Source organism: Erwinia amylovora (assembly GCF_017161565.1).
GTDB lineage: Bacteria > Pseudomonadota > Gammaproteobacteria > Enterobacterales > Enterobacteriaceae > Erwinia > Erwinia amylovora.
Genome location: NZ_CP066796.1, coordinates 3,779,344 through 3,800,608 on the forward strand (window position 1 = coordinate 3,779,344; position 21,265 = coordinate 3,800,608).

Sequence of the window (21,265 nt, forward strand, 5' to 3'; positions counted from 1 at the left end):
TAATTTGTGATCGTGGACACGCTTTATGTGCAAGGAATGTCTCGAATTGCAGAAAAAAAACCACCCGTTGCCGTTGTTCGGCCTTTTGGAAAACAGGCCGTCAGAAAGAAAATAAAATAATTGTTCACCTTTTCACGACTTATCGATTGAAATCACAGGTGCGCACCGTATAATTTGCACGGTTTTTGCCACCTTACTCAAATGAGCTAAGGCAAATTAATGCGACACGCGGCACACCCTAAGCCGGGCAGGAGAGTTTCAACGTCATGTCAGTGTCCCTCTGTAAAGTGAAATTTGCCCGGACCGTGCTGTTGTTACAGCTGGTGACCTTCGTCGTAATCGGTGTACTGTTTTCCTTTAAGGATTTGACCTGGGGCGTATCCGCCTTTGCCGGTGGGCTGGCAGCCTGGCTGCCAAACGTGTTGTTTATGATTTTTGCCTGGCGTCACCAGGCGGGGCATGAAGTAACGGGGCGGCTCGCCTGGACTTTTGCGTTAGGTGAAGCGCTAAAGGTGATGGTTACTGTTCTCGTTCTTATCGTGGCGCTGGGGGTATTTAAAGCGGTATTTACGCCGCTGGGACTGGCCTGGTTATCGGTGCTGATGGTGCAAATCGTCGCGCCGGCTGTAATTAACAACAAAGGGTAAGAGGCATCATGGCTGCAGGAGAAATCTCTACGCCGCAAGAGTACATAGGTCATCATCTGAATAATCTTCAGCTTGATCTGCGTACCTTCGGGCTAGTGAATCCGCACGACGCTCCGGCGACGTTCTGGGTACTAAATATCGACTCCATGTTTTTCTCTGTGGTACTGGGACTGGTATTCCTGGTGCTGTTTCGCCGGGTAGCGAAATCAGCAACCAGCGGCGTACCGGGCAAATTACAGGCCGCTATCGAGCTGGTTATCGGTTTCGTTGATAACAACGTGCGCGATATGTACCACGGCAAAAGCAAAGTTATCGCTCCGCTGGCCCTGACGATTTTCGTCTGGGTGTTCCTGATGAACTTCATGGACCTGCTGCCTATCGATTTGCTGCCGTATATCGGCGAGCACTTCCTCGGGCTGCCAGCATTGCGTGTGGTGCCTTCCGCCGACGTGAACATCACGCTGTCGATGGCGCTTGGCGTATTTGTTTTGATTCTGTTCTACAGCATCAAGATGAAAGGCATTGGCGGCTTTAGTAAAGAGCTGACACTGCAACCCTTCAACCACCCGTTATTCATTCCGATCAACCTGATTCTGGAAGGCGTGAGCCTGCTGTCCAAACCAGTATCTCTGGGGCTGCGACTGTTCGGAAATATGTATGCGGGTGAATTGATTTTTATCCTGATTGCCGGTCTGTTGCCGTGGTGGTCACAGTGGATTCTGAGTGTGCCCTGGGCCATTTTCCACATCCTGATCATTTCGCTGCAGGCTTTCATTTTCATGGTCTTAACGATTGTCTATCTGTCGATGGCATCTGAAGAACATTGATATTTTTCTCAACACTACTGCGTTTTAACTGAAACAAACTGGAGACTGTCATGGAAAACCTGAATATGGATCTGCTGTACATGGCTGCCGCTGTGATGATGGGCCTGGCGGCAATCGGTGCTGCGATCGGTATCGGCATCCTCGGAGGTAAATTCCTGGAAGGCGCCGCGCGCCAGCCGGATCTGATCCCTCTGCTGCGTACGCAGTTCTTTGTTGTAATGGGTCTGGTGGATGCAATCCCGATGATCGCTGTGGGGCTGGGACTGTACGTGATGTTTGCTGTCGCGGCGTAAGAACCGATTGTTCATCGCTCTGCTTTGATGGATGCGATGAACGGCTTCTGCCGCCGTGAGTCACGGCGGCAGAATAAGTTAACTTAACAAGAGGCATTGTGCTGTGAACATTAACGCAACAATCCTCGGCCAGGCTATCGCGTTCATCCTGTTTGTAGCGTTCTGCATGAAGTACGTATGGCCGCCGCTTATGGCCGCTATCGAAAAGCGCCAGAAAGAAGTTGCCGACGGCCTTGCTTCCGCTGAACGTGCCAGGAAAGATTTGGATCTCGCGCAGGCGAGTGCGACCGATCGGCTGAAAAAAGCAAAGGACGACGCTCAGGTCATCATCGAGCAGGCGAACAAACGCCGTGCGCAGATCCTGGACGAAGCCAAAGCAGAGGCTGAGCAAGAACGTAACAAGATCGTCACCCAGGCGCAGGCTGAAATTGACGCCGAACGCAAACGTGCTCGTGAAGAGTTGCGCAAGCAGGTCGCGATGCTGGCTGTTGCCGGCGCCGAGAAAATCATTGAACGTTCCGTGGATGAAGCTGCTAACAGCGACATCGTAGATAAACTGGTCGCTGAACTGTAAGGAGGGAGGGGCTGATGTCTGAATTTACTACTGTAGCTCGCCCCTACGCCAAAGCAGCTTTTGACTTTGCTGTTGAGCATCAAGGTGTCGATCGCTGGCAGCAGATGCTGGCGTTTGCCGCCTCGGTGGCAAGCAATGAACAGATGACAGATCTCCTTTCCGGCGCCCTGGCGCCGGAAGCGTTGTCTGAAACATTCATCGCGATTTGTGGTGACCAACTCGACGAAGCCGGTCAGAACCTGATTAAGGTGATGGCTGAAAACGGACGTTTACCCACGCTTACCGCTGTTCTGGAACAGTTCATCCAACTGCGTGCCGCACACGATGCGACCGCCGAGGTTGACGTTATCTCTTCCACAACACTGAGTGACGAACAGCTGGCTAAAATCAGCGCCGCGATGGAAAAACGTCTGTCACGCAAAGTTAAGCTGAATTGCAAAATTGATAAGTCTGTAATGGCAGGCGTAATCATCCGTGCGGGTGATATGGTCATTGACGGCAGCGTACGCGGTCGTCTTGAACGCCTCGCAGACGTCTTGCAGTCTTAAGGGGACTGGAGCATATGCAACTGAATTCCACCGAAATCAGCGAACTGATCAAGCAGCGCATTGCTCAGTTCAATGTAGTGAGCGAAGCTCACAACGAAGGTACTATTGTTTCTGTAAGTGACGGCATCATCCGCGTACACGGCCTGGCCGATGTGATGCAGGGTGAGATGATTGCCCTGCCGGGCAGCCGTTACGCTATCGCACTGAACCTGGAGCGTGACTCCGTAGGTGCAGTGGTGATGGGCCCATATGCTGACCTCGCGGAAGGCATGACGGTGAAGTGTACTGGCCGTATCCTCGAAGTCCCGGTCGGCCGTGGCCTGCTGGGCCGCGTGGTGAACACCCTGGGTGCACCTATCGACGGTAAAGGCGCTATCGACAACGACGGTTTCTCCCCGATCGAAGTGATTGCACCTGGCGTTATCGACAGGCAGTCCGTCGATCAGCCGGTACAGACCGGTTACAAATCGGTTGATGCGATGATCCCAATCGGCCGTGGCCAGCGTGAGCTGATCATCGGTGACCGTCAGACCGGTAAAACCGCGATGGCGATCGATGCCATCATCAACCAGCGCGATTCCGGCATCAAATGCGTGTACGTGGCCATCGGTCAGAAAGCCTCGACCATCGCTAACGTGGTACGCAAGCTGGAAGAACACAACGCGCTGGCTAACACCATCGTGGTGGTTGCGACCGCATCTGAATCTGCTGCGTTGCAATACCTGGCACCATATGCCGGCTGCGCGATGGGCGAATACTTCCGTGACCGCGGTGAAGACGCGCTGATCGTATACGATGACCTGTCCAAACAGGCTGTTGCTTACCGTCAGGTTTCTCTGCTGCTGCGCCGTCCACCGGGCCGTGAAGCCTTCCCGGGCGACGTGTTCTATCTCCACTCCCGTCTGCTGGAGCGTGCTTCCCGTGTGAGCGCCGACTACGTTGAGCGTTTCACCAACGGTGAAGTGAAAGGTAAAACCGGTTCACTGACGGCTCTGCCGATCATCGAAACCCAGGCGGGTGACGTTTCTGCGTTCGTTCCGACCAACGTCATTTCGATTACCGATGGTCAGATCTTCCTGGAAACCAACCTGTTCAACTCCGGTATTCGTCCGGCGGTTAACCCGGGCATTTCCGTATCTCGTGTGGGCGGTGCTGCTCAGACTAAGATCATCAAGAAACTGTCCGGGGGTATCCGTACCGCGCTGGCACAGTATCGCGAGCTGGCGGCGTTCTCGCAGTTCGCTTCCGATCTGGATGAAGCAACCCGCAAACAGCTGAGCCACGGTCAGAAAGTGACCGAACTGCTGAAACAGAAACAGTATGCGCCGATGTCCGTAGCGCAGCAGGGTCTGGTGCTGTTTGCCGCCGAGCGCGGCTTCCTGAATGACGTCGAACTGGCGAAAATCGGTAGCTGCGAAGCGGCACTGCTGGCTTATGCGGATCGCGATCATGCAGAGCTGATGGCTGATATCAACCAGTCTGGTAACTATAACGGCGAAATCGAAGAGAAGCTGAAAGGCCTCCTCGAAACGTTTAAAGCAACCCAGTCCTGGTAATGTCTGGCGGCTTGTCCCTGTTGGGGCAGGCCGCAAGGCTTTGAGGAGAAGCTTATGGCCGGCGCAAAAGAGATACGTAGTAAGATCGGCAGCGTGCAAAACACGCAGAAGATCACCAAAGCGATGGAAATGGTCGCCGCCTCCAAAATGCGTAAATCGCAGGAACGCATGGCGGCCAGCCGTCCTTATGCAGAGACCATGCGCAAAGTGATTGGTCACATTGCGCTAGGTAATCTGGAATACAAGCACCCTTACCTGGATGAGCGTGACGTTAAGCGCGTCGGCTATCTGGTCGTATCTACCGACCGCGGGCTTTGTGGTGGTTTGAACATTAACCTGTTCAAAAAAGTGCTGATGGATATGAAATCCTGGGCTGATAAAGGCGTCGAGAGCGATCTGGCGATTATCGGTTCTAAAGGGATGTCATTCTTCGGCTCTGTCGGCGGCAACGTGGTTGCTCAGGTCAACGGCATGGGCGATAAACCTGCCCTGTCCGACCTGATTGGCCCGGTCAAAGTGATGCTACAGGCATACGATGAAGGCCGCATCGACAAGCTGTACATCGTCAGCAACAAATTTATCAACACCATGTCTCAGTCTCCACAGATCGTACAGCTGCTGCCGTTACCGCCAGCAGATGATGCGGAAGGCGTTGTGAAAAAGAGCACCTGGGACTATCTGTATGAACCCGATCCGAAAGCGCTGCTGGACACGTTACTGCGCCGCTACGTCGAATCTCAGGTTTACCAGGGTGTTGTTGAAAACCTGGCCAGCGAGCAGGCCGCGCGAATGGTGGCGATGAAAGCCGCAACCGATAACGGCGGAAACCTGATCAAAGAGCTGCAGTTGGTCTACAACAAAGCTCGTCAGGCCAACATCACTCAGGAACTTACCGAGATCGTCTCGGGGGCCTCCGCGGTTTAACCAGGTACTGCTCAGGCGATGAAGTTGGCAGTAAGGGGACGAGTCACAATGCGTTTACCTGGTAAGCAATTCAGGTGATCGGTTACCGCTAACCCCGCTGCGGCTTCCTAAACGTCGGGTAGAAATGAATTAGGTAGAGGATTCAAGATGGCTACTGGAAAGATTGTCCAGGTAATCGGCGCCGTGGTTGACGTCGAGTTCCCTCAGGACGCAGTACCACAAGTGTACAGCGCCCTTGAGGTTAAAAATGGTGATGCTCGTCTGGTGCTGGAAGTTCAGCAGCAGCTGGGCGGTGGCGTGGTTCGTACCATCGCCATGGGTTCTTCAGACGGCCTTAAGCGTGGTCTGGAAGCCGTTGACCTTCAGCACCCAATTGAAGTACCGGTAGGTACTGCCACACTTGGCCGTATCATGAACGTGCTGGGTGAGCCGATCGATATGAAAGGCGACATTGGCGAAGAAGAGCGCTGGGCGATTCACCGCTCTGCACCTTCTTACGAAGATCAGTCGAACTCTCAGGATCTGCTGGAAACCGGCATCAAGGTGATTGACCTGATGTGTCCGTTCGCCAAGGGCGGTAAAGTCGGCTTGTTCGGTGGTGCGGGCGTAGGTAAAACCGTCAACATGATGGAGCTTATTCGTAACATTGCGGCTGAGCACTCAGGTTTCTCGGTATTTGCCGGTGTGGGTGAGCGTACCCGTGAAGGTAACGACTTCTACCACGAAATGACCGACTCCAACGTTATCGACAAAGTTTCGCTGGTCTATGGTCAGATGAACGAGCCACCGGGTAACCGTCTGCGCGTTGCGCTGACCGGTCTGACCATGGCGGAGAAGTTCCGTGACGAAGGTCGTGACGTACTGCTGTTTATCGATAACATCTATCGTTACACCCTGGCCGGTACTGAAGTCTCCGCTCTGCTGGGTCGTATGCCTTCTGCGGTAGGTTACCAGCCAACGCTGGCGGAAGAGATGGGCGTTCTGCAGGAACGTATCACCTCGACCAAAACCGGTTCAATCACCTCCGTACAGGCCGTTTACGTTCCTGCTGATGACTTGACTGACCCGTCACCAGCCACCACCTTTGCGCACTTGGATGCAACCGTGGTACTGAGCCGTCAAATCGCTTCTCTGGGTATCTACCCGGCCGTTGACCCGCTGGATTCCACCAGTCGTCAGCTGGATCCGCTGGTTGTGGGTCAGGAACACTATGACACTGCGCGTGGCGTTCAGTCACTGCTGCAGCGTTATCAGGAACTGAAAGACATCATCGCCATCCTGGGGATGGACGAACTGTCAGAAGAAGACAAACTGGTGGTAGCACGCTCGCGTAAGATGCAGCGCTTCCTGTCCCAGCCGTTCTTCGTGGCGGAAGTGTTCACCGGTTCTCCAGGTAAATACGTGTCTCTGAAAGATACCATCCGTGGCTTTAAAGGCATCATGGAAGGCGAGTTCGACCATCTGCCAGAGCAGGCTTTCTACATGGTGGGTTCCATCGAAGAAGCCGTGGAAAAAGCGAAGAAACTGTAATCAGACAGCCCTGAAGCAATCGGGCTGCAGAAAGGCGGCAAAGGCGTGGATCCGCATGTTACCGAAGGGGTGATGCGGGTAAACGCAGGTAGCCCACCCGGACGCAGCCTGAAGGTTAAAGGGGATAGTTTCCCTGGAGGTTAACTATGGCCATGACTTTTCACCTGGACGTTGTCAGCGCAGAACTGCAGATGTTCTCCGGCACTGTGCAAAGCATCCAGGTATCAGGCAGCGAAGGTGAGTTGGGTATTCGCCCAAACCACGCCCCGCTCCTGACCGCCATTAAGCCTGGTATGATCCGCATCGTTAAGCAGTACGGTGAAGAAGAGGTGATTTACCTCTCCGGCGGCGTGCTGGAAGTGCAGCCCGGTGCGGTTACCGTACTGGCTGACACGGCGATCCGCGGCAGCGATCTCGACGAAGCTCGCGCTCTGGAAGCGAAGCGCAAAGCTGAAGAGCATATGAACAGCTCTCACGGTGATGTTGACTTTGCGGTAGCGTCTGCGGAACTGGCTAAAGCGATCGCCAAACTGCGCGTGATCGAGTTGACCAAAAACGCGATGTAACTCAGGTTTAAGTTGCAGAAGGCCAGTCAGGAAACTGACTGGCTTTTTTTATGGCTTTTGCCGGCTGAATTTCCGGCCATCGCAACGATGATAGCCACCGGCGGGTGCGCTAAAATGTCTGCGTGATCGGTGTACCGCGACCGGCCCGAGATGTTTTTTTCCGAAAAATATGTAGTATTTGGCGGGGTAAACCGCTTAACTTTCATCTCATAAAAGATCAGTCAGGATGTCTATGTCAAACCGCCCGATGAGCGTGGTAATTCTTGCCGCTGGCAAAGGAACCCGCATGTATTCCGACCTGCCGAAGGTATTGCATTTACTGGCAGGAAAACCGATGGTTCAGCACGTGATAGACGCGGCAAGGGCGCTGAATGCGCAGCGCGTCAATCTGGTTTATGGGCACGGGGGAGAGCTGCTGAAAACCGCCCTTAATGACGAGTCCCTGAACTGGGTGCTTCAGGCGGAACAGTTGGGAACCGGGCACGCGATGCAACAGGCCGCGCCTTATTTCGCGGATAATGAAGACATTCTGATGCTGTACGGCGATGTGCCATTGATATCCAGCGAAACGCTGCGTCGTTTGCAGCAAGTGAAACCCGATGGCGGCATCGGCCTGCTGACGGTTAGCCTGGATAACCCGACCGGATATGGCCGCATCATCCGTGAAAACGGCCGGGTGGTTGGCATTGTCGAGCAGAAAGATGCTGCACCTGAACAGCTGGCGATCAACGAAATTAACACCGGCATCCTGCTGGCGGGGGGGGCGGACCTGAAGCGCTGGTTAGGCCAGCTGACCAATCACAATGCGCAGGGTGAATATTACATCACCGATATTATCGCGCTCGCTCACCAGGAAGGCCGCCAGGTTGAGGCTGCGCATCCGGCGCACACCACTGAAACTGACGGGGTCAATAACCGTCTGCAGCTGGCAACGCTGGAGCGTGTTTACCAGGCTCAGCAGGCAGAAAAATTGCTGTTGTCCGGCGTGATGTTACAGGATCCGGCACGATTCGACTTACGCGGCACGCTGGACCACGGTCGCGATGTGGTCATTGATACCAACGTCATTATTGAAGGTCATGTCATACTCGGCAACCGGGTGAAAATCGGCAGCGGCTGCGTGATTAAAAACAGCGTGATTGCCGACGACAGCATCATCAGTCCGTATAGCGTGATTGAAGACGCGCAGCTGGCCCCGGGATGCAGCGTTGGGCCATTTGCCCGTCTGCGCCCCGGCAGCGAGCTGGCAGAAGGTGCGCACGTCGGTAACTTTGTCGAGATGAAAAAAGCGCGGCTCGGTAAAGGATCCAAGGCCGGTCACCTCAGCTATCTTGGCGATGCGGAAATAGGTGCTAATGTTAATATCGGTGCCGGTACCATCACCTGTAACTACGATGGCGTCAATAAATTCAAAACGGTTATCGGCGATGATGTGTTTGTCGGTTCTGATACCCAGCTGATCGCGCCGGTCAGCGTGGCGGCGGGCGTGACCATTGCTGCCGGCACCACCCTTATGCGAGATGTCCCGGCTGCCGGGCTGGTCTACAACCGTAAAGAGCAGCAGCTGAACGCCAGCTGGCAGCGGCCGCAAAAGAAAAAGTAAGCTTCTTCAGGCTGTGGTTACCGCAGCCTGAAACCCGCAGTAAACATAAAAATAATCCCCACTCTCTACAAGGCTCGGGGAACCGGAATGTACCGGAACAATCAGGTCAGAAGACAACGCTGATGGCCTGTCCGCCATCATGTCAGGAAAATTACTATGTGTGGAATTGTTGGTGCTGTAGCGCAGCGTGATATTGCAGAAATCCTGCTCGAAGGGCTGCGCCGTCTGGAATACCGTGGCTATGACTCTGCCGGTCTGGCCGTGGTTGATGCTAACGGGCAGGCTACCCGCCTGCGTCGCGTTGGCAAGGTGAGCAACCTGACTGCCGCGGCGGAAAACACCGCGCTGGCGGGTGGAACCGGTATCGCGCACACGCGCTGGGCCACGCACGGCGAACCGTCGGAAAGTAATGCGCACCCGCACATTTCCGGCGAAATCATTATTGTTCACAACGGCATTATTGAAAACCATGAGCCACTGCGCGAGCTGATGACAGGCCGCGGTTACACCTTTACCTCAGAAACTGATACCGAGGTGGTGGCGCACCTGGTGCACTGGGAACAGCAAAACGGCGGCTCACTGCATGAAGTGGTGCAGCGTGTCATCCCGCAGCTGCGCGGTGCTTACGGTATGGTTATCCTTGACAGTCGCGATCCCGCCACGCTGATAGCTGCGCGCTCCGGCAGCCCGCTGGTAATAGGCCGTGGCGTGGGTGAAAACTTTATTGCCTCAGATCAGGTGGCGCTGCTGCCGGTTACGCGCCGCTTTATCTATCTGGAAGAGGGTGATATCGCGCAAATTACCCGCCGTAACGTCATTATCGTTGACCGCAGCGGCGAGGTTGTACAGCGCCGCGAAATCGAATCCAATACGCAGTATGATGCCGGCGATAAAGGTGCCTACCGCCACTACATGCAGAAAGAGATTTACGAGCAGCCGGTGGCGATTAAAAACACCCTTAGCGGTCGTTTCAGCCACGGAGAAGTCGACTTTTCCGAGCTGGGCGCCAACGCTGACTCGCTGCTGGCCAACGTTGAACATATCCAGATTGTCGCCTGTGGCACCTCATACAACTCTGGTATGGTTTCGCGCTACTGGTTTGAATCTCTGGCCAACGTACCTTGTGACGTGGAGATCGCTTCTGAATTCCGCTACCGCAAATCTGCGGTGCGCAAAAACAGCCTGCTGATCACCCTTTCTCAATCCGGTGAAACCGCCGATACGCTGGCAGCGCTGCGCCTGTCGAAAGAGCTGGGTTATTTGGGATCGCTGGCGATCTGCAACGTGGCGGGCTCCTCCCTGGTGCGCGAATCTGACCTGGCGTTGATGACCAAAGCCGGTACGGAAATCGGCGTGGCATCAACCAAAGCCTTTACCACCCAGCTAACCGTCCTGCTGATGCTGGTGGCAAAAATTGGTCGTCTTAAAGGCGTTAATCCACAGGTGGAACACGATATTGTTCACTCCCTGCAGGCGTTGCCGAGCCGTATTGAGCAGATGCTGTCACAGGATGAGCTGATTGCTTCCCTGGCAGAGGATTTCTCAGACAAACATCACGCGCTGTTCCTTGGCCGTGGCGATCAGTACCCGATCGCCATGGAAGGGGCGCTGAAGCTAAAAGAGATCTCCTATATTCACGCTGAAGCCTACGCCGCCGGAGAGCTGAAACACGGCCCGCTGGCGCTGATCGATGCTGATATGCCGGTGATTGTTGTCGCGCCGAACAATGAACTGCTGGAAAAGCTGAAGTCGAACATTGAAGAAGTGCGCGCCCGTGGCGGCCTGCTGTATGTCTTCGCCGATGCGGATGCCGGTTTTGCCAACAGCGAAGGGATGCGTATCATTCCGCTGCCGCATGTCGAAGAGGTGATCGCGCCAATCTTCTACACCGTGCCGTTGCAGCTGCTCAGCTACCATGTGGCGCTGATTAAAGGCACCGATGTAGACCAGCCGCGCAACCTGGCGAAATCGGTGACGGTGGAATAAGGGGCAATCGTTAACGGCACGGCAGATAAAGCCACGGTTAACGTGAAAGCCCGGCGGGCTGTATTAACAGCGTACCGGGCTTTTTTTAGGCCAGTAATTAATGCTTATCCCTTTACACCCGGCGTAGTTAAGAGGCGAAAATTTTCTCATGCGAAATAATTTAATTGAATATGTATAATTATTCCGCAAATAATAACAAATGAGCAACCTAGCATGCTGCTGTTGCATAAATAACAGAATGGAAGTATCCGGTTAGTTAGCGCAGTCTCTTTTTTCTCAAAAAAGTGTAAAATTCCCACTCTCTTTTTACGAACAGTATATTCTTCTTTCTTTTTAAATCTAAGAATAAATATACAATGGGTGCAGCCCAAAAAAAACTTGAGACAATGAAATGAATAAGGTGCCGGGGCTATATTCCTTCTGCAACAGAGGTAATAACGTGTAATGTTTTTTTCTGTTGAAGCCATACCATATTATGGATGAAATGAAGCTGATAACACCAATAGTCATAACGATAAAAGGCCTATAGTGAAGGATCATTTTAATTAACATAATGTTGAAATACCATATCCACGCCAAATTCAGCCACCTTGCTTCCAGCCTAGCCACCAGCCATTGAACCAACCACTGCACACGCAACACCTCAACAGGTGTTTTTTTCGTTTACAGAGCCGGAGATGACGCCCGAAAAAAAGGATCTCCTTGAGACCCTTTTGATTTTGCCGATCGTTATGCCCTACCACTCACCATGGATAACTTTTCCCTTTAATGAAATCACGGATAAAGGGATCGTAGCCGTTAACCTCGATATACTTAAAATCAATCCTGCTGGGAACGTTCTTGTATATCAGCATATTATCCCCCGTCTGGTTGCTGCCTGTAGTGCAATCGTTCTTCGGTTATCCGAAGAACGGGTAGGTTAGAAGTCGATTGGATCAAGATTCTGCAATCAATCATATTAACCACAAATGACACAACTTAAACCGTCCTTTATTATTCCTTCTTAATCCGTGAACTCAGATACATTAACAGGTGATGACTTATCTTTTTAACGCCAACAAAGCCAATAAAGCCACCAATAGCAACCGTCATACTTTGTGGTATATGGAAGAAATTCATTGCTGAAACCGTCGTCAATGTTAACGCTCCACAGAGTAATCCTTCTGTCACTGTTTTTCCCCGAGATTTGCCAGAGTACTTCATCCGCAGCACGGCCATGCCAATAGCCATTAATACACCACCAATGGGAACTTCCCCGCGCCACCATGATTTTATAATCTCTAATAAATTAACATTGAGCCAGAACGCCATATATACAATCCTTTGAAGAGATTAAAATTTCAATACGAAGAAGATATAGACTTAACCTTGGAAAATTAATATGACTATCATAGCGATATCAGCCAGCCTGACCTGACTGATATCGACTAACAGACTTATTTTAAAGTAATGTCTTTCATTGCCGGAATATATCCATAATCGAAGCTATCAACAATAAATGAGCGATCGCCTTTCAACAGAATTTTTACGGTCGGAGCTTCAGTACCGCCAATGCGATAGTCCTTACCTTTCCACGGAACACTGTCAATAAAGGAAGTGACCAGCCCATTAGGCATAACATAGTGTGAATATGTCTGGAAAGGTTGTGAAGACGGGTTGCCCAGCACCAGCCCGGAGCTATTCATCGGCGTGTAAGGGCCGGTAAGTTTATCGCTTACAAAGCCATACACTCCATCAGGGCCGGTCAGGTTATCGGCAAAAGTGTACTTATGGCTAATGGTGAACAGATAGTATTTACCATCCTGGAAGACAAAATGAGGGCGTTCAGTCTGATCGTTTACGCCAACAGCGGTGATCAGCGGAGGCAGGATTTGCCACTCACTGCCTGACAGGTCTTTGGCCACAGCCAGACCAACACAGCCTGCCTGATATTTTGCGCCACCCACATCTTCATAACCCGGCGGCACATTACCCATCTCAGCCTGGGTAATTTCGTGCGAACCGCGCGGCCCCGCCACGTTTCCTTCAAACAGCATATATAATTTGCCATCATTCCTGTCAATGAATGGGCTTGGGTCACGGAAGTTCCAGAAAGCGTTCTGCTCTTCCGTCTGGTAAATAGTCCCGTCAGCAGAGAAAAGTGATGTAACCTGCTGAAAACCTTCCAGGCTTACACTTTGATCGGAAGTGACGATTTTACCGCGCACTTTGGCAATGGTTGCACCCGGAGTGACACAGGTATAATACAGGTCAATATCGCCCCGATCGTTTAAAAGGATCGGGGTTCCGGCCCACTCACGCGTCGTCGGTGAGACACCTTCGGCCATTACCCGACCGCCAAAAATCCAGTCTTTACCGGTGCGTGAGTACCAATAACAAATACGCGCACGACCATGTCTGTCTTCCCAGTCACGAGTAATATCATAATTGCCATTTTCATCCTGGAATTGCGGATTATCAGTGTTGCGATCTGCTGTTAGCGTAAAAATAATACACCAACCATTTACAGAGATAATCTCTCCGTCGAAGTCTCGCAATGGCATGGTATCCCAAATAAAGACTTCTTCACTCATTACCGGGAATGCAATGTCAATAACCGGTTGAGTTGTGGTTGGGTCATCCTCATGAACTTTCAATGCATCGGCACGAGTCCACAGCGTTGGTTTATAATTATAATCTGACATAAATATCCTCACAGGTTATTTCGAATACCTTCTTGCTGAAGGTCTGTATATTAATAGCTTTTTATTTTTTGAAATCACTCTGGTTCTGTTGTGTGGTTTTCAGGACATAACAATCCCTTATAAATAACCATGATCGCTGCAGGATTTTTCTTGTAGCTCTCTGTTAAATATTGGTTGATACATTATGAATAACGAGGATTGAGTCGATGTATTTGTTGTATTATGAGTTAAACATCCTTGATTTATCGACGAATCATGCAAATTTTAACAGGTTTGAGAAGCTACTGATAAGGGGGCAGCAATGAAAAGGAGTAACAGGGTGGCGGTTTTTTATAAGCTCATCGGCGCTGCACGAAGGTACGGGGACCTTGCGGAGGTGCACTTATGATGCGCTGTCCAGTTTGCAATAACGCTTCGCACACAAGAACCAGTCGATATATTTCCGAGCAAACGAAAGAAGCGTATTATCAGTGCCAGAATATAAGGTGTTCCTGTACGTTTAAAACAATAGAAAGTGTTGCTAAAATTCTGACAAAACCGGATGCTGAAATATCCTCCCCTCCAATCTGAGCCTTTTAGTTGCCCGGGGGCGCTCCCGGTTTGCTGTAATTAACCGCCTTCCGTTAAAAATTAATGCGTCAGACAATATGTCAGGACGCTGAATAACAACATCAGGACTTAATGATTATTGATATTGAATCAACCCCACAGCTGTCTGAAGACTGGTAAATAAACAGGCTATTGAAGACTAAATTAAAGGAACACCTTCAGGGCATTTACCCTGATGCAGAGCATGCAGATGCTGTTTAGCAGAATATCCGTTGATGACAAATAACGGCCCGCCCCTTTCCAGCTTGCCGTATAGTCTTAATTTCTGATGCTGTACGATCTACAGGGTGCCATCTTGATGTCGTTGCGCCACCGTGGGCAGCGCGCTACAAAGCCGGTTGCTGTCGTGAGCGCATGGCCAGCGTCATGGCACTCCAGCGCTGACAAGGCGGTCACGGCCGGATGTCATAATTCTGTCATACTATCGACATTTTACTGTCACCAAACTGTCCTATTTTGCCCCCAGCAGCAATAATTAATCATTCGAACACGGTTACCGACCTGATTTTATTATCCCGTGGAGGGAATATGACTTCGATGCACAAAACTCTGGCTCAATGCGTTGCATTAACCCTTTCTCTGAGCGCTGTTTCTGCGCTGGCTGCGACGAATCTGACCGGCGCTGGCGGCACCTTTCCGGCTCCGGTTTATAACAAGTGGGCGGCAGAGTACCACACCGCCACGGGCAGCCAGGTTAACTATCAGGGTATCGGCTCTTCCGGCGGCGTGAAGCAAATTATCGCGAAAACCGCCGACTTTGGTGCGTCAGATGCACCGATGAAAGACGAAGATTTGGCTAAAAATGGCCTGTTCCAGTTCCCGACGGTGATTGGCGGGGTGGTACTGGCGGTCAATATTCCTGGTATCAAATCCGGGGAGCTGACGCTGGATGGTAAAACCGTGGGGGATATCTACCTTGGTACTGTCAAGAAGTGGAACGATCCGGCTATCACCAAACTCAACCCGGGCGTAAAGTTGCCTGATGCCAATATCAACGTGGTACGCCGCGCTGATGGTTCCGGGACCTCATTTGTCTTTACCAGCTATCTGTCTAAAGTGAACAAAGACTGGAGCAGCAAAGTCGGCAAAGGCAGCACCGTTAACTGGCCGGTGGGCCTGGGCGGTAAAGGTAATGACGGCGTTGCTGCATTCGTACAGCGTTTGCCAGGATCTGTCGGCTATGTCGAATACGCCTATGCTAAACAGAACAGCCTCGCCTACACCAAACTGGTCGATGCCGACGGCAAAGCGATTGCCCCGAGCGAGAAAAGCTTCAGCGATGCGGCTAAAGGCGCAGACTGGAGCACCTCGTTCGCTCAGGATCTGACCTTCCAGAAAGGCGATAACGCCTGGCCGATCACCTCTACCACCTTTATCCTGGTTCATAAAGAGCAGGCCAACACCGCGAAGGGCGCAGCCGTGTTGCAGTTCTTTGACTGGGCTTATAAAAACGGTGGCAAAACCACCAGCGCGCTGGACTATGCATCGCTGCCAGCTCCCGTCGTGGAGCAGATCCGCGCCGCCTGGAAAAGCAACGTGAAAGACAGTTCCGGCAAGGCGTTGTACTGATTGCTTAACGCGCCACGCTGAGGTGGCGCGTCTCTCCCGCACGGGCAAGCCGCCTTGCCCGTTATGTATTAGCTGTTACCGACTCGAGAACTCTATGGCTGCAAGCAAGCCGACATTTAAGGCCCCCGGAAAACAGGGTGACATCATCTTCAGCGCGCTGGTGAAACTGGCTGCGCTGATCGTGCTGTTGCTGCTTGGCGGCATCATCGTTTCCCTGCTTTTCTCCTCATGGCCGAGCATCCACAAGTTTGGTTTCTCGTTCCTGTGGAACAAAGAGTGGGATGCGCCGAACCAGCAGTTTGGTGCGCTGGTGCCGATTTACGGCACCGTTGTCACCTCGGTTATTGCCCTGCTGATCGCTGTCCCGGTCAGTTTTGGCATCGCCCTGTTTCTGACCGAACTGGCCCCTGGCTGGCTGCGTCGCCCGTTGGGCGTGGCCATCGAACTGCTGGCGGCCATCCCCAGCATTGTCTATGGCATGTGGGGGCTGTTTATCTTTGCTCCGCTGTTTGCCACCTGGTTCCAGCAGCCGGTAGGCGACGTGCTGGCTAACGTGCCGATTGTTGGCGCGTTGTTCTCCGGCCCGGCTTTTGGAATTGGCATTCTCGCCGCCGGGATTATCCTGGCGATTATGATTATTCCCTATATCTCTTCGGTGATGCGTGACGTATTCGAACAGACGCCGGTGATGATGAAAGAGTCGGCTTACGGCATCGGTTGCACCACCTGGGAGGTTATCTGGCGGATAGTCCTGCCGTTCACCAAAAACGGGGTGATTGGCGGGATAATGCTTGGGTTGGGGCGTGCGCTGGGTGAAACCATGGCGGTAACCTTTATTATCGGTAACACTTACCAGCTCGACAGCGCCTCACTGTTTATGCCGGGCAACAGCATCACCTCGGCGCTGGCCAACGAATTTGCTGAAGCTGAGTCCGGCGTGCACACCGCTGCGCTGATGGAGCTGGGGCTGATCCTGTTTGTCATCACCTTTATCGTATTGGCCTGTTCCAAACTGTTGATCCTGCGCCTGGCGAAAAGTGAAGGAGCGCGCTCATGAATCCCGTTGATTTACAGGCTGATGACCAACTGCTTGTCTCGCGCCGCAAAATGCAGGCGTGGCGGCGAATGAAAAACCGCATGGCTCTCACTTTGTCATTACTGACGATGGCCTTTGGTCTTTTCTGGCTGGTGTGGATCCTGTTTTCTACCGTGACGCGCGGTATGGACGGCATGTCGCTGGCGCTGTTTACCGAAAACACCCCGCCGCCGAATACGGCGGGAGGCGGCCTGGCCAATGCTCTCGCGGGCAGCGGCCTGCTGATCTTCTGGGCCACCGTGTTCGGTACGCCGCTCGGCATTATGGCGGGCATCTACCTGGCCGAATACGGACGTAAATCCTGGCTGGCTGAAGCGATCCGCTTTATCAATGACATTCTGCTGTCGGCACCTTCGATTGTGGTCGGGCTGTTTGTTTACACCGTGGTAGTGGCGCAGATGCAGCATTTTTCCGGTTGGGCCGGGATGGTGGCGCTGGCGCTGCTACAAATCCCGATTGTTGTCCGTACCACCGAAAATATGTTGAAACTGGTGCCGGACAGCCTGCGCGAAGCGGCTTACGCGCTGGGGACGCCGAAATGGAAGATGATTTCAGCCATTACTCTGAAAGCATCGGTCACCGGTATTCTGACCGGCGTGCTGCTGGCGATAGCCCGTATTGCCGGGGAAACCGCTCCGCTGCTGTTTACCTCGTTGTCGAATCAGTTCTGGAGTACCGACATGATGCAGCCGCTGGCTAACCTGCCGGTGACCATCTTTAAGTTCGCCATGAGCCCGTTTGCCGAATGGCAGAGCCTGGCCTGGGCAGGCGTGCTGATCATTACGCTGTGCGTGCTGTTACTGAACATTCTGGCACGCGTTGTCTTCGCGAAGAGCAAACATTAATTGAGCCGTGCGGCGCTGACGGCGCGGACTAAGTGAGATAAAAATGGTTGATAATACTGCCGCTCAGACGATTCAGGTTCGCGATCTGAACTTCTATTACGGAAAATTCCATGCGCTGAAAAACATTAATCTGGATATTGCCAAAAATCAGGTGACGGCGTTTATCGGCCCTTCCGGCTGCGGCAAATCTACCCTGTTGCGTACCTTTAACAAGATGTTTTCGCTGTATCCCGATCAGCGCGCGGAAGGGGAAATATTGCTGGATGGCGAAAATATTTTGACCGCCAGTCAGGATATCGCCCTGCTGCGCGCGCGTGTGGGCATGGTCTTCCAGAAGCCGACGCCATTCCCGATGTCGATCTACGACAATATCGCCTTCGGCGTGCGGCTGTTTGAAAAGCTGTCGCGCGCCGATATGGATGAACGCGTGCAGTGGGCGCTGACCAAAGCGGCGCTGTGGACGGAAACCAAAGATAAGCTGCATCAGAGCGGCTACAGTCTTTCCGGTGGCCAGCAGCAGCGCCTGTGCATTGCACGCGGTATCGCGATCCGTCCGGAGGTGCTGCTGCTGGATGAACCCTGCTCGGCGCTTGACCCGATTTCCACCGGGCGCATTGAAGAGTTGATTACCGAACTGAAACAGGATTACACCGTGGTGATCGTCACTCACAATATGCAGCAGGCTGCCCGCTGCTCCGACCGTACGGCGTTTATGTACCTCGGCGAACTGATAGAGTACAGCGATACCGATACGCTGTTTACCACTCCGCTACAAAAGCAGACTGAAGACTATATCACCGGCCGCTACGGTTGAGATGACTGGAGAATAAAATGGAAAGCCTGAATCTGAACAAACATATCTCCGGCCAGTTCAACGCCGAGCTGGAGCACATCCGCACCCAGGTGATGACCATGGGTGGCATGGTGGAACAGCAATTAACGGACGCGATCACCGCCATGCACAATCAGGATGCGGAGCTGGCCAACAAGGTGATTGAGGGTGACCAGAAGGTCAATATGATGGAGGTGGAGATTGATGAAGCCTGCGTGCGCATCATCGCCAAACGTCAACCGGCGGCCAGCGACCTGCGCCTGGTGATGGCGATTATCAAAACCATCTCTGAACTGGAGCGCATTGGCGATGTGGCAGAGAAGATTAGCCGCACCGCGCTGGAGAAATTCTCCCAGCAGCATCAGCCGCTGCTGGTGAGCCTGGAGTCTCTGGGGCATCACACTATCCAGATGCTGCATGACGTTCTGGACGCCTTTGCACGAATGGATCTTAACGCGGCGATAGAGATTTATCGCGAAGATAAGAAGGTTGACCAGGAGTACGAGGGCATTGTTCGCCAGCTGATGACCTATATGATGGAAGACCCGCGTACCATCCCAAGCGTGCTGACGGCCCTGTTTTGCGCGCGCGCCATTGAGCGTATTGGCGATCGCTGCCAGAATATTTGCGAGATTATTTTCTACTTCATTAAAGGCCATGATTTCCGCCATGTCGGCGGCGACCAGCTGGATAAACTGCTGGCGGGCGACGGTAACGGCAGCAATCCCGCTTAATCAGCCTCTGGCGTATCGCAAACTGCGGTGCGCCGGGTTTTTCCGTTTGGCTGGTGGATGCCTGCAAACCTGTATTGGCCTGGCCAATGCCAACCACAAGGTTGAATCATGTCAACACCCTCTGCCGCCGGCGCGGCGTGACACCGGGCAAAGCGATGGTCGCCGCCGTAAGCGGTTTGGCAATCGATGGCTTTGACCTGTGATCCCCGGCTTTTACTACCTGCTATCAGCACATTGCTGTCGTCAAACTCTTCACTGGCCGGTTCCCTGATGGCCAGGACGCCGATCGGTGCGGTGCCGGGTGGCGTTATTTTCAGCCACTTCAGCCATTAAAGCCATTGCAGCCACATTACAGCCACTTCAGCCACTTCAGCCATCACAGCCATTGCAGCCACATTACAGCCATTACAGCCATTACAGCCATTACAGCCATTACAGCGGGCGTATGCGTGAACTGACCTTCACTTTCCTGATGTTATTGCCGTTTAGCGGATTGCGCGCGACAGCGCAATGCTATTGGGGCCTGTTGGCTTACCGTACGCTGGCGGGGATGGGGCTGGACGGTGAGTTTGGTATCGGCATGTCGCCGATCGCCGCTTTTCCCGTGCTGAACTGCGCAGCACCGGATAGTGGCATATGTCTGTTGAGCCTTTATGCCCCTCCTCATTACGTACGGCCGTTTTCTGCTGACTCTCTACGAAGCTGGCCCGAACCCTGAAAATAAGCTTGAATGGAAAAAAGAAGTAAGTTAATTCCTGTTTTACGCTATATCTATATGATCTGTGACTTCCGTATGTTTTTTTACAATTAAGTGACAAAGATAAAGGTAATCGCATTATTTTTTTATGCGACTTTTTGTTTTGTATAAAAATATTATCCGAATAATTTTTATAATTTTAAGTCGTTAATCTATATTTTCCTCTAACCAGGCCGTTTTTCCCGCCCTTTGGGTGAGTTTTTGATTTTTACATGAAGTGAAAATATGGTTAGCATTGCAAAATATTGTTATTACCTCAGGGGCTAAGGAATTTTAAAACTGAATAAAAGATGTCCTGCTAATCTCGTTAATCCATCAACGCCTCCTTCTTCCGGTTAACATTGAGAGCGTGCCGGGCCAGGTATAAACGCTGATAAATTAATTACGTCCGCAGATTGAAAGCCGGTCTCAGTTTTATAATGGATTATCGCTGCGTAAATTATATTTTTTTGTGAAGCTCTTAATTGAACGGCTTTCCATTCTCTTTATCGGGAATGAATACGGACATGTTCATGCTGCTTTATTATTGTTAACGTTGAGTTCCAGGAGTGATATGTATGAAAATGGGAGACATTGCCTGCCCACGTTGTCGTGAAAGCGCCAGGATCCGCCGTAATGGGCGTTCTGCCTCAGGAATACAACGCTACCGCTGCCAGGGCTGTCTGAAAACCTTTCAGCTTCATTTCTACTATGCAGGCTCCAGCCCCGATATGCAGAAGACTATTGTTGAAATGATGAACGAAGGTTCGGAACACAGGGATATTGCGCGTAAACTCGGAGTCAGTCTTGAAACTGTGTTACGGCACTTAAAAGATCTGCAGCTGAATAAACCTTAATCAGAACGAGACTACCATCCGGTATTTAAGCTCAGGTCGGTTTTCCGGCCTGTCAGCTATCATCCTTTTCGCGCTATTCGCGCTCTATGACAGGTTATCGTACTGGCTGTATTATCCTGGCACCGTCTCTGCGGTAGCGCGTATTCAAAACTGCAGCGAGCTGAAACTCAATCACCCCTGACGACGGCCGTTAAAAAGGGTTAAAGCGCAATCGGTTGCGAAAAAATTGCGCGATCGCCATACCAAAGT

General features: G+C 52.2%; 20 protein-coding genes and 1 pseudogene. 19 read left to right on the plus strand and 2 right to left on the minus strand.

Features of this window, described 5'->3' with window-relative positions; translation table 11 throughout:
* The first annotated feature begins 266 nt into the window (after positions 1 to 266).
* From atpI to glmS, 11 genes are all read left to right on the plus strand, one after another.
* Complete coding sequence (gene atpI / locus JGC47_RS17150; RefSeq protein WP_004161259.1) at positions 267 to 647, plus strand: F0F1 ATP synthase subunit I; 381 nt, start codon at positions 267 to 269, stop codon at positions 645 to 647.
* A gap of 8 nt (positions 648 to 655) precedes the next feature.
* Entirely contained in the window at positions 656 to 1,474 is an 819-nt protein-coding gene (atpB, locus tag JGC47_RS17155; RefSeq protein ID WP_004161258.1) for a F0F1 ATP synthase subunit A, read from the plus strand.
* A 50-nt stretch (positions 1,475 to 1,524) separates the two neighbouring features.
* Complete coding sequence (atpE, locus tag JGC47_RS17160) at positions 1,525 to 1,767, plus strand: F0F1 ATP synthase subunit C (protein ID WP_004161250.1); 243 nt, start codon at positions 1,525 to 1,527, stop codon at positions 1,765 to 1,767.
* A 103-nt stretch (positions 1,768 to 1,870) separates the two neighbouring features.
* Positions 1,871 to 2,341 carry a F0F1 ATP synthase subunit B gene (atpF, locus tag JGC47_RS17165; protein WP_004161249.1) on the plus strand — a complete coding sequence of 157 codons (471 nt, stop codon included), beginning with the start codon at positions 1,871 to 1,873 and terminating at the stop codon, positions 2,339 to 2,341.
* Positions 2,342 to 2,355: 14 nt separating this feature from the next.
* Positions 2,356 to 2,889: a F0F1 ATP synthase subunit delta gene (gene atpH, locus JGC47_RS17170; RefSeq protein WP_004161248.1), complete on the plus strand. Its 534-nt coding sequence runs from the start codon at positions 2,356 to 2,358 to the stop codon at positions 2,887 to 2,889.
* Between the two features lie 14 nt (positions 2,890 to 2,903).
* The gene (gene atpA, locus JGC47_RS17175) at positions 2,904 to 4,445 is read left to right on the plus strand and encodes a F0F1 ATP synthase subunit alpha (protein ID WP_004161246.1); all 1,542 of its coding nucleotides are present in this window, start codon (positions 2,904 to 2,906) and stop codon (positions 4,443 to 4,445) included.
* Between the two features lie 54 nt (positions 4,446 to 4,499).
* Entirely contained in the window at positions 4,500 to 5,369 is an 870-nt protein-coding gene (atpG, locus tag JGC47_RS17180; RefSeq protein WP_004161244.1) for a F0F1 ATP synthase subunit gamma, read from the plus strand.
* A gap of 147 nt (positions 5,370 to 5,516) precedes the next feature.
* Positions 5,517 to 6,899, plus strand: a complete 1,383-nt coding sequence (gene atpD / locus JGC47_RS17185; protein ID WP_004161243.1) for a F0F1 ATP synthase subunit beta — start codon at positions 5,517 to 5,519, stop codon at positions 6,897 to 6,899.
* 146 nt (positions 6,900 to 7,045) lie between these two features.
* Positions 7,046 to 7,465: a F0F1 ATP synthase subunit epsilon gene (locus tag JGC47_RS17190; RefSeq protein WP_004161242.1), complete on the plus strand. Its 420-nt coding sequence runs from the start codon at positions 7,046 to 7,048 to the stop codon at positions 7,463 to 7,465.
* 232 nt (positions 7,466 to 7,697) lie between these two features.
* The gene (gene glmU / locus JGC47_RS17195; protein WP_004161238.1) at positions 7,698 to 9,068 is read left to right on the plus strand and encodes a bifunctional UDP-N-acetylglucosamine diphosphorylase/glucosamine-1-phosphate N-acetyltransferase GlmU; all 1,371 of its coding nucleotides are present in this window, start codon (positions 7,698 to 7,700) and stop codon (positions 9,066 to 9,068) included.
* Positions 9,069 to 9,224: 156 nt separating this feature from the next.
* The gene (gene glmS / locus JGC47_RS17200; protein WP_004161228.1) at positions 9,225 to 11,054 is read left to right on the plus strand and encodes a glutamine--fructose-6-phosphate transaminase (isomerizing); all 1,830 of its coding nucleotides are present in this window, start codon (positions 9,225 to 9,227) and stop codon (positions 11,052 to 11,054) included.
* A gap of 993 nt (positions 11,055 to 12,047) precedes the next feature.
* On the opposite strand, the gene JGC47_RS17205 is transcribed toward glmS, so the two are convergent.
* Positions 12,048 to 12,365: a phage holin, lambda family gene (locus JGC47_RS17205; RefSeq protein ID WP_004161223.1), complete on the minus strand. Its 318-nt coding sequence runs from the start codon at positions 12,363 to 12,365 to the stop codon at positions 12,048 to 12,050.
* Positions 12,366 to 12,490: 125 nt separating this feature from the next.
* Positions 12,491 to 13,738: a glycoside hydrolase family 68 protein gene (locus tag JGC47_RS17210; RefSeq protein WP_004161222.1), complete on the minus strand. Its 1,248-nt coding sequence runs from the start codon at positions 13,736 to 13,738 to the stop codon at positions 12,491 to 12,493.
* Between the two features lie 384 nt (positions 13,739 to 14,122).
* On the opposite strand from JGC47_RS17210, the gene JGC47_RS17215 reads away from it, so the two are divergent.
* From JGC47_RS17215 to JGC47_RS17250, 8 genes and pseudogenes are all read left to right on the plus strand, one after another.
* Complete coding sequence (locus JGC47_RS17215; RefSeq protein ID WP_004161221.1) at positions 14,123 to 14,308, plus strand: ogr/Delta-like zinc finger family protein; 186 nt, start codon at positions 14,123 to 14,125, stop codon at positions 14,306 to 14,308.
* A 567-nt stretch (positions 14,309 to 14,875) separates the two neighbouring features.
* On the plus strand, positions 14,876 to 15,916 hold the full coding sequence (gene pstS, locus JGC47_RS17220; protein WP_024015396.1) for a phosphate ABC transporter substrate-binding protein PstS: 1,041 nt from the start codon (positions 14,876 to 14,878) through the stop codon (positions 15,914 to 15,916).
* Between the two features lie 94 nt (positions 15,917 to 16,010).
* Positions 16,011 to 16,973, plus strand: a complete 963-nt coding sequence (pstC, locus tag JGC47_RS17225) for a phosphate ABC transporter permease PstC (protein WP_004161216.1) — start codon at positions 16,011 to 16,013, stop codon at positions 16,971 to 16,973.
* On the plus strand, positions 16,970 to 17,857 hold the full coding sequence (gene pstA, locus JGC47_RS17230) for a phosphate ABC transporter permease PstA (RefSeq protein WP_004161214.1): 888 nt from the start codon (positions 16,970 to 16,972) through the stop codon (positions 17,855 to 17,857). The genes pstC and pstA overlap by 4 nt, the downstream gene beginning before the upstream one ends.
* Positions 17,858 to 17,900: 43 nt before the next feature.
* Positions 17,901 to 18,671 (plus strand): phosphate ABC transporter ATP-binding protein PstB, encoded by a 771-nt coding sequence (gene pstB, locus JGC47_RS17235; RefSeq protein ID WP_004161212.1) that lies wholly within the window; start codon positions 17,901 to 17,903, stop codon positions 18,669 to 18,671.
* 17 nt (positions 18,672 to 18,688) lie between these two features.
* Entirely contained in the window at positions 18,689 to 19,423 is a 735-nt protein-coding gene (gene phoU / locus JGC47_RS17240; protein ID WP_004161204.1) for a phosphate signaling complex protein PhoU, read from the plus strand.
* A gap of 436 nt (positions 19,424 to 19,859) precedes the next feature.
* Positions 19,860 to 20,018, plus strand: a pseudogene (locus tag JGC47_RS17770) (metabolite transport protein); the annotation flags it as partial.
* Positions 20,019 to 20,737: 719 nt separating this feature from the next.
* A complete protein-coding gene (locus JGC47_RS17250; protein ID WP_004161193.1) occupies positions 20,738 to 21,016 on the plus strand; it encodes an IS1/IS1595 family N-terminal zinc-binding domain-containing protein in 279 nt (92 codons plus the stop codon).
* Positions 21,017 to 21,265: the final 249 nt, after the last annotated feature.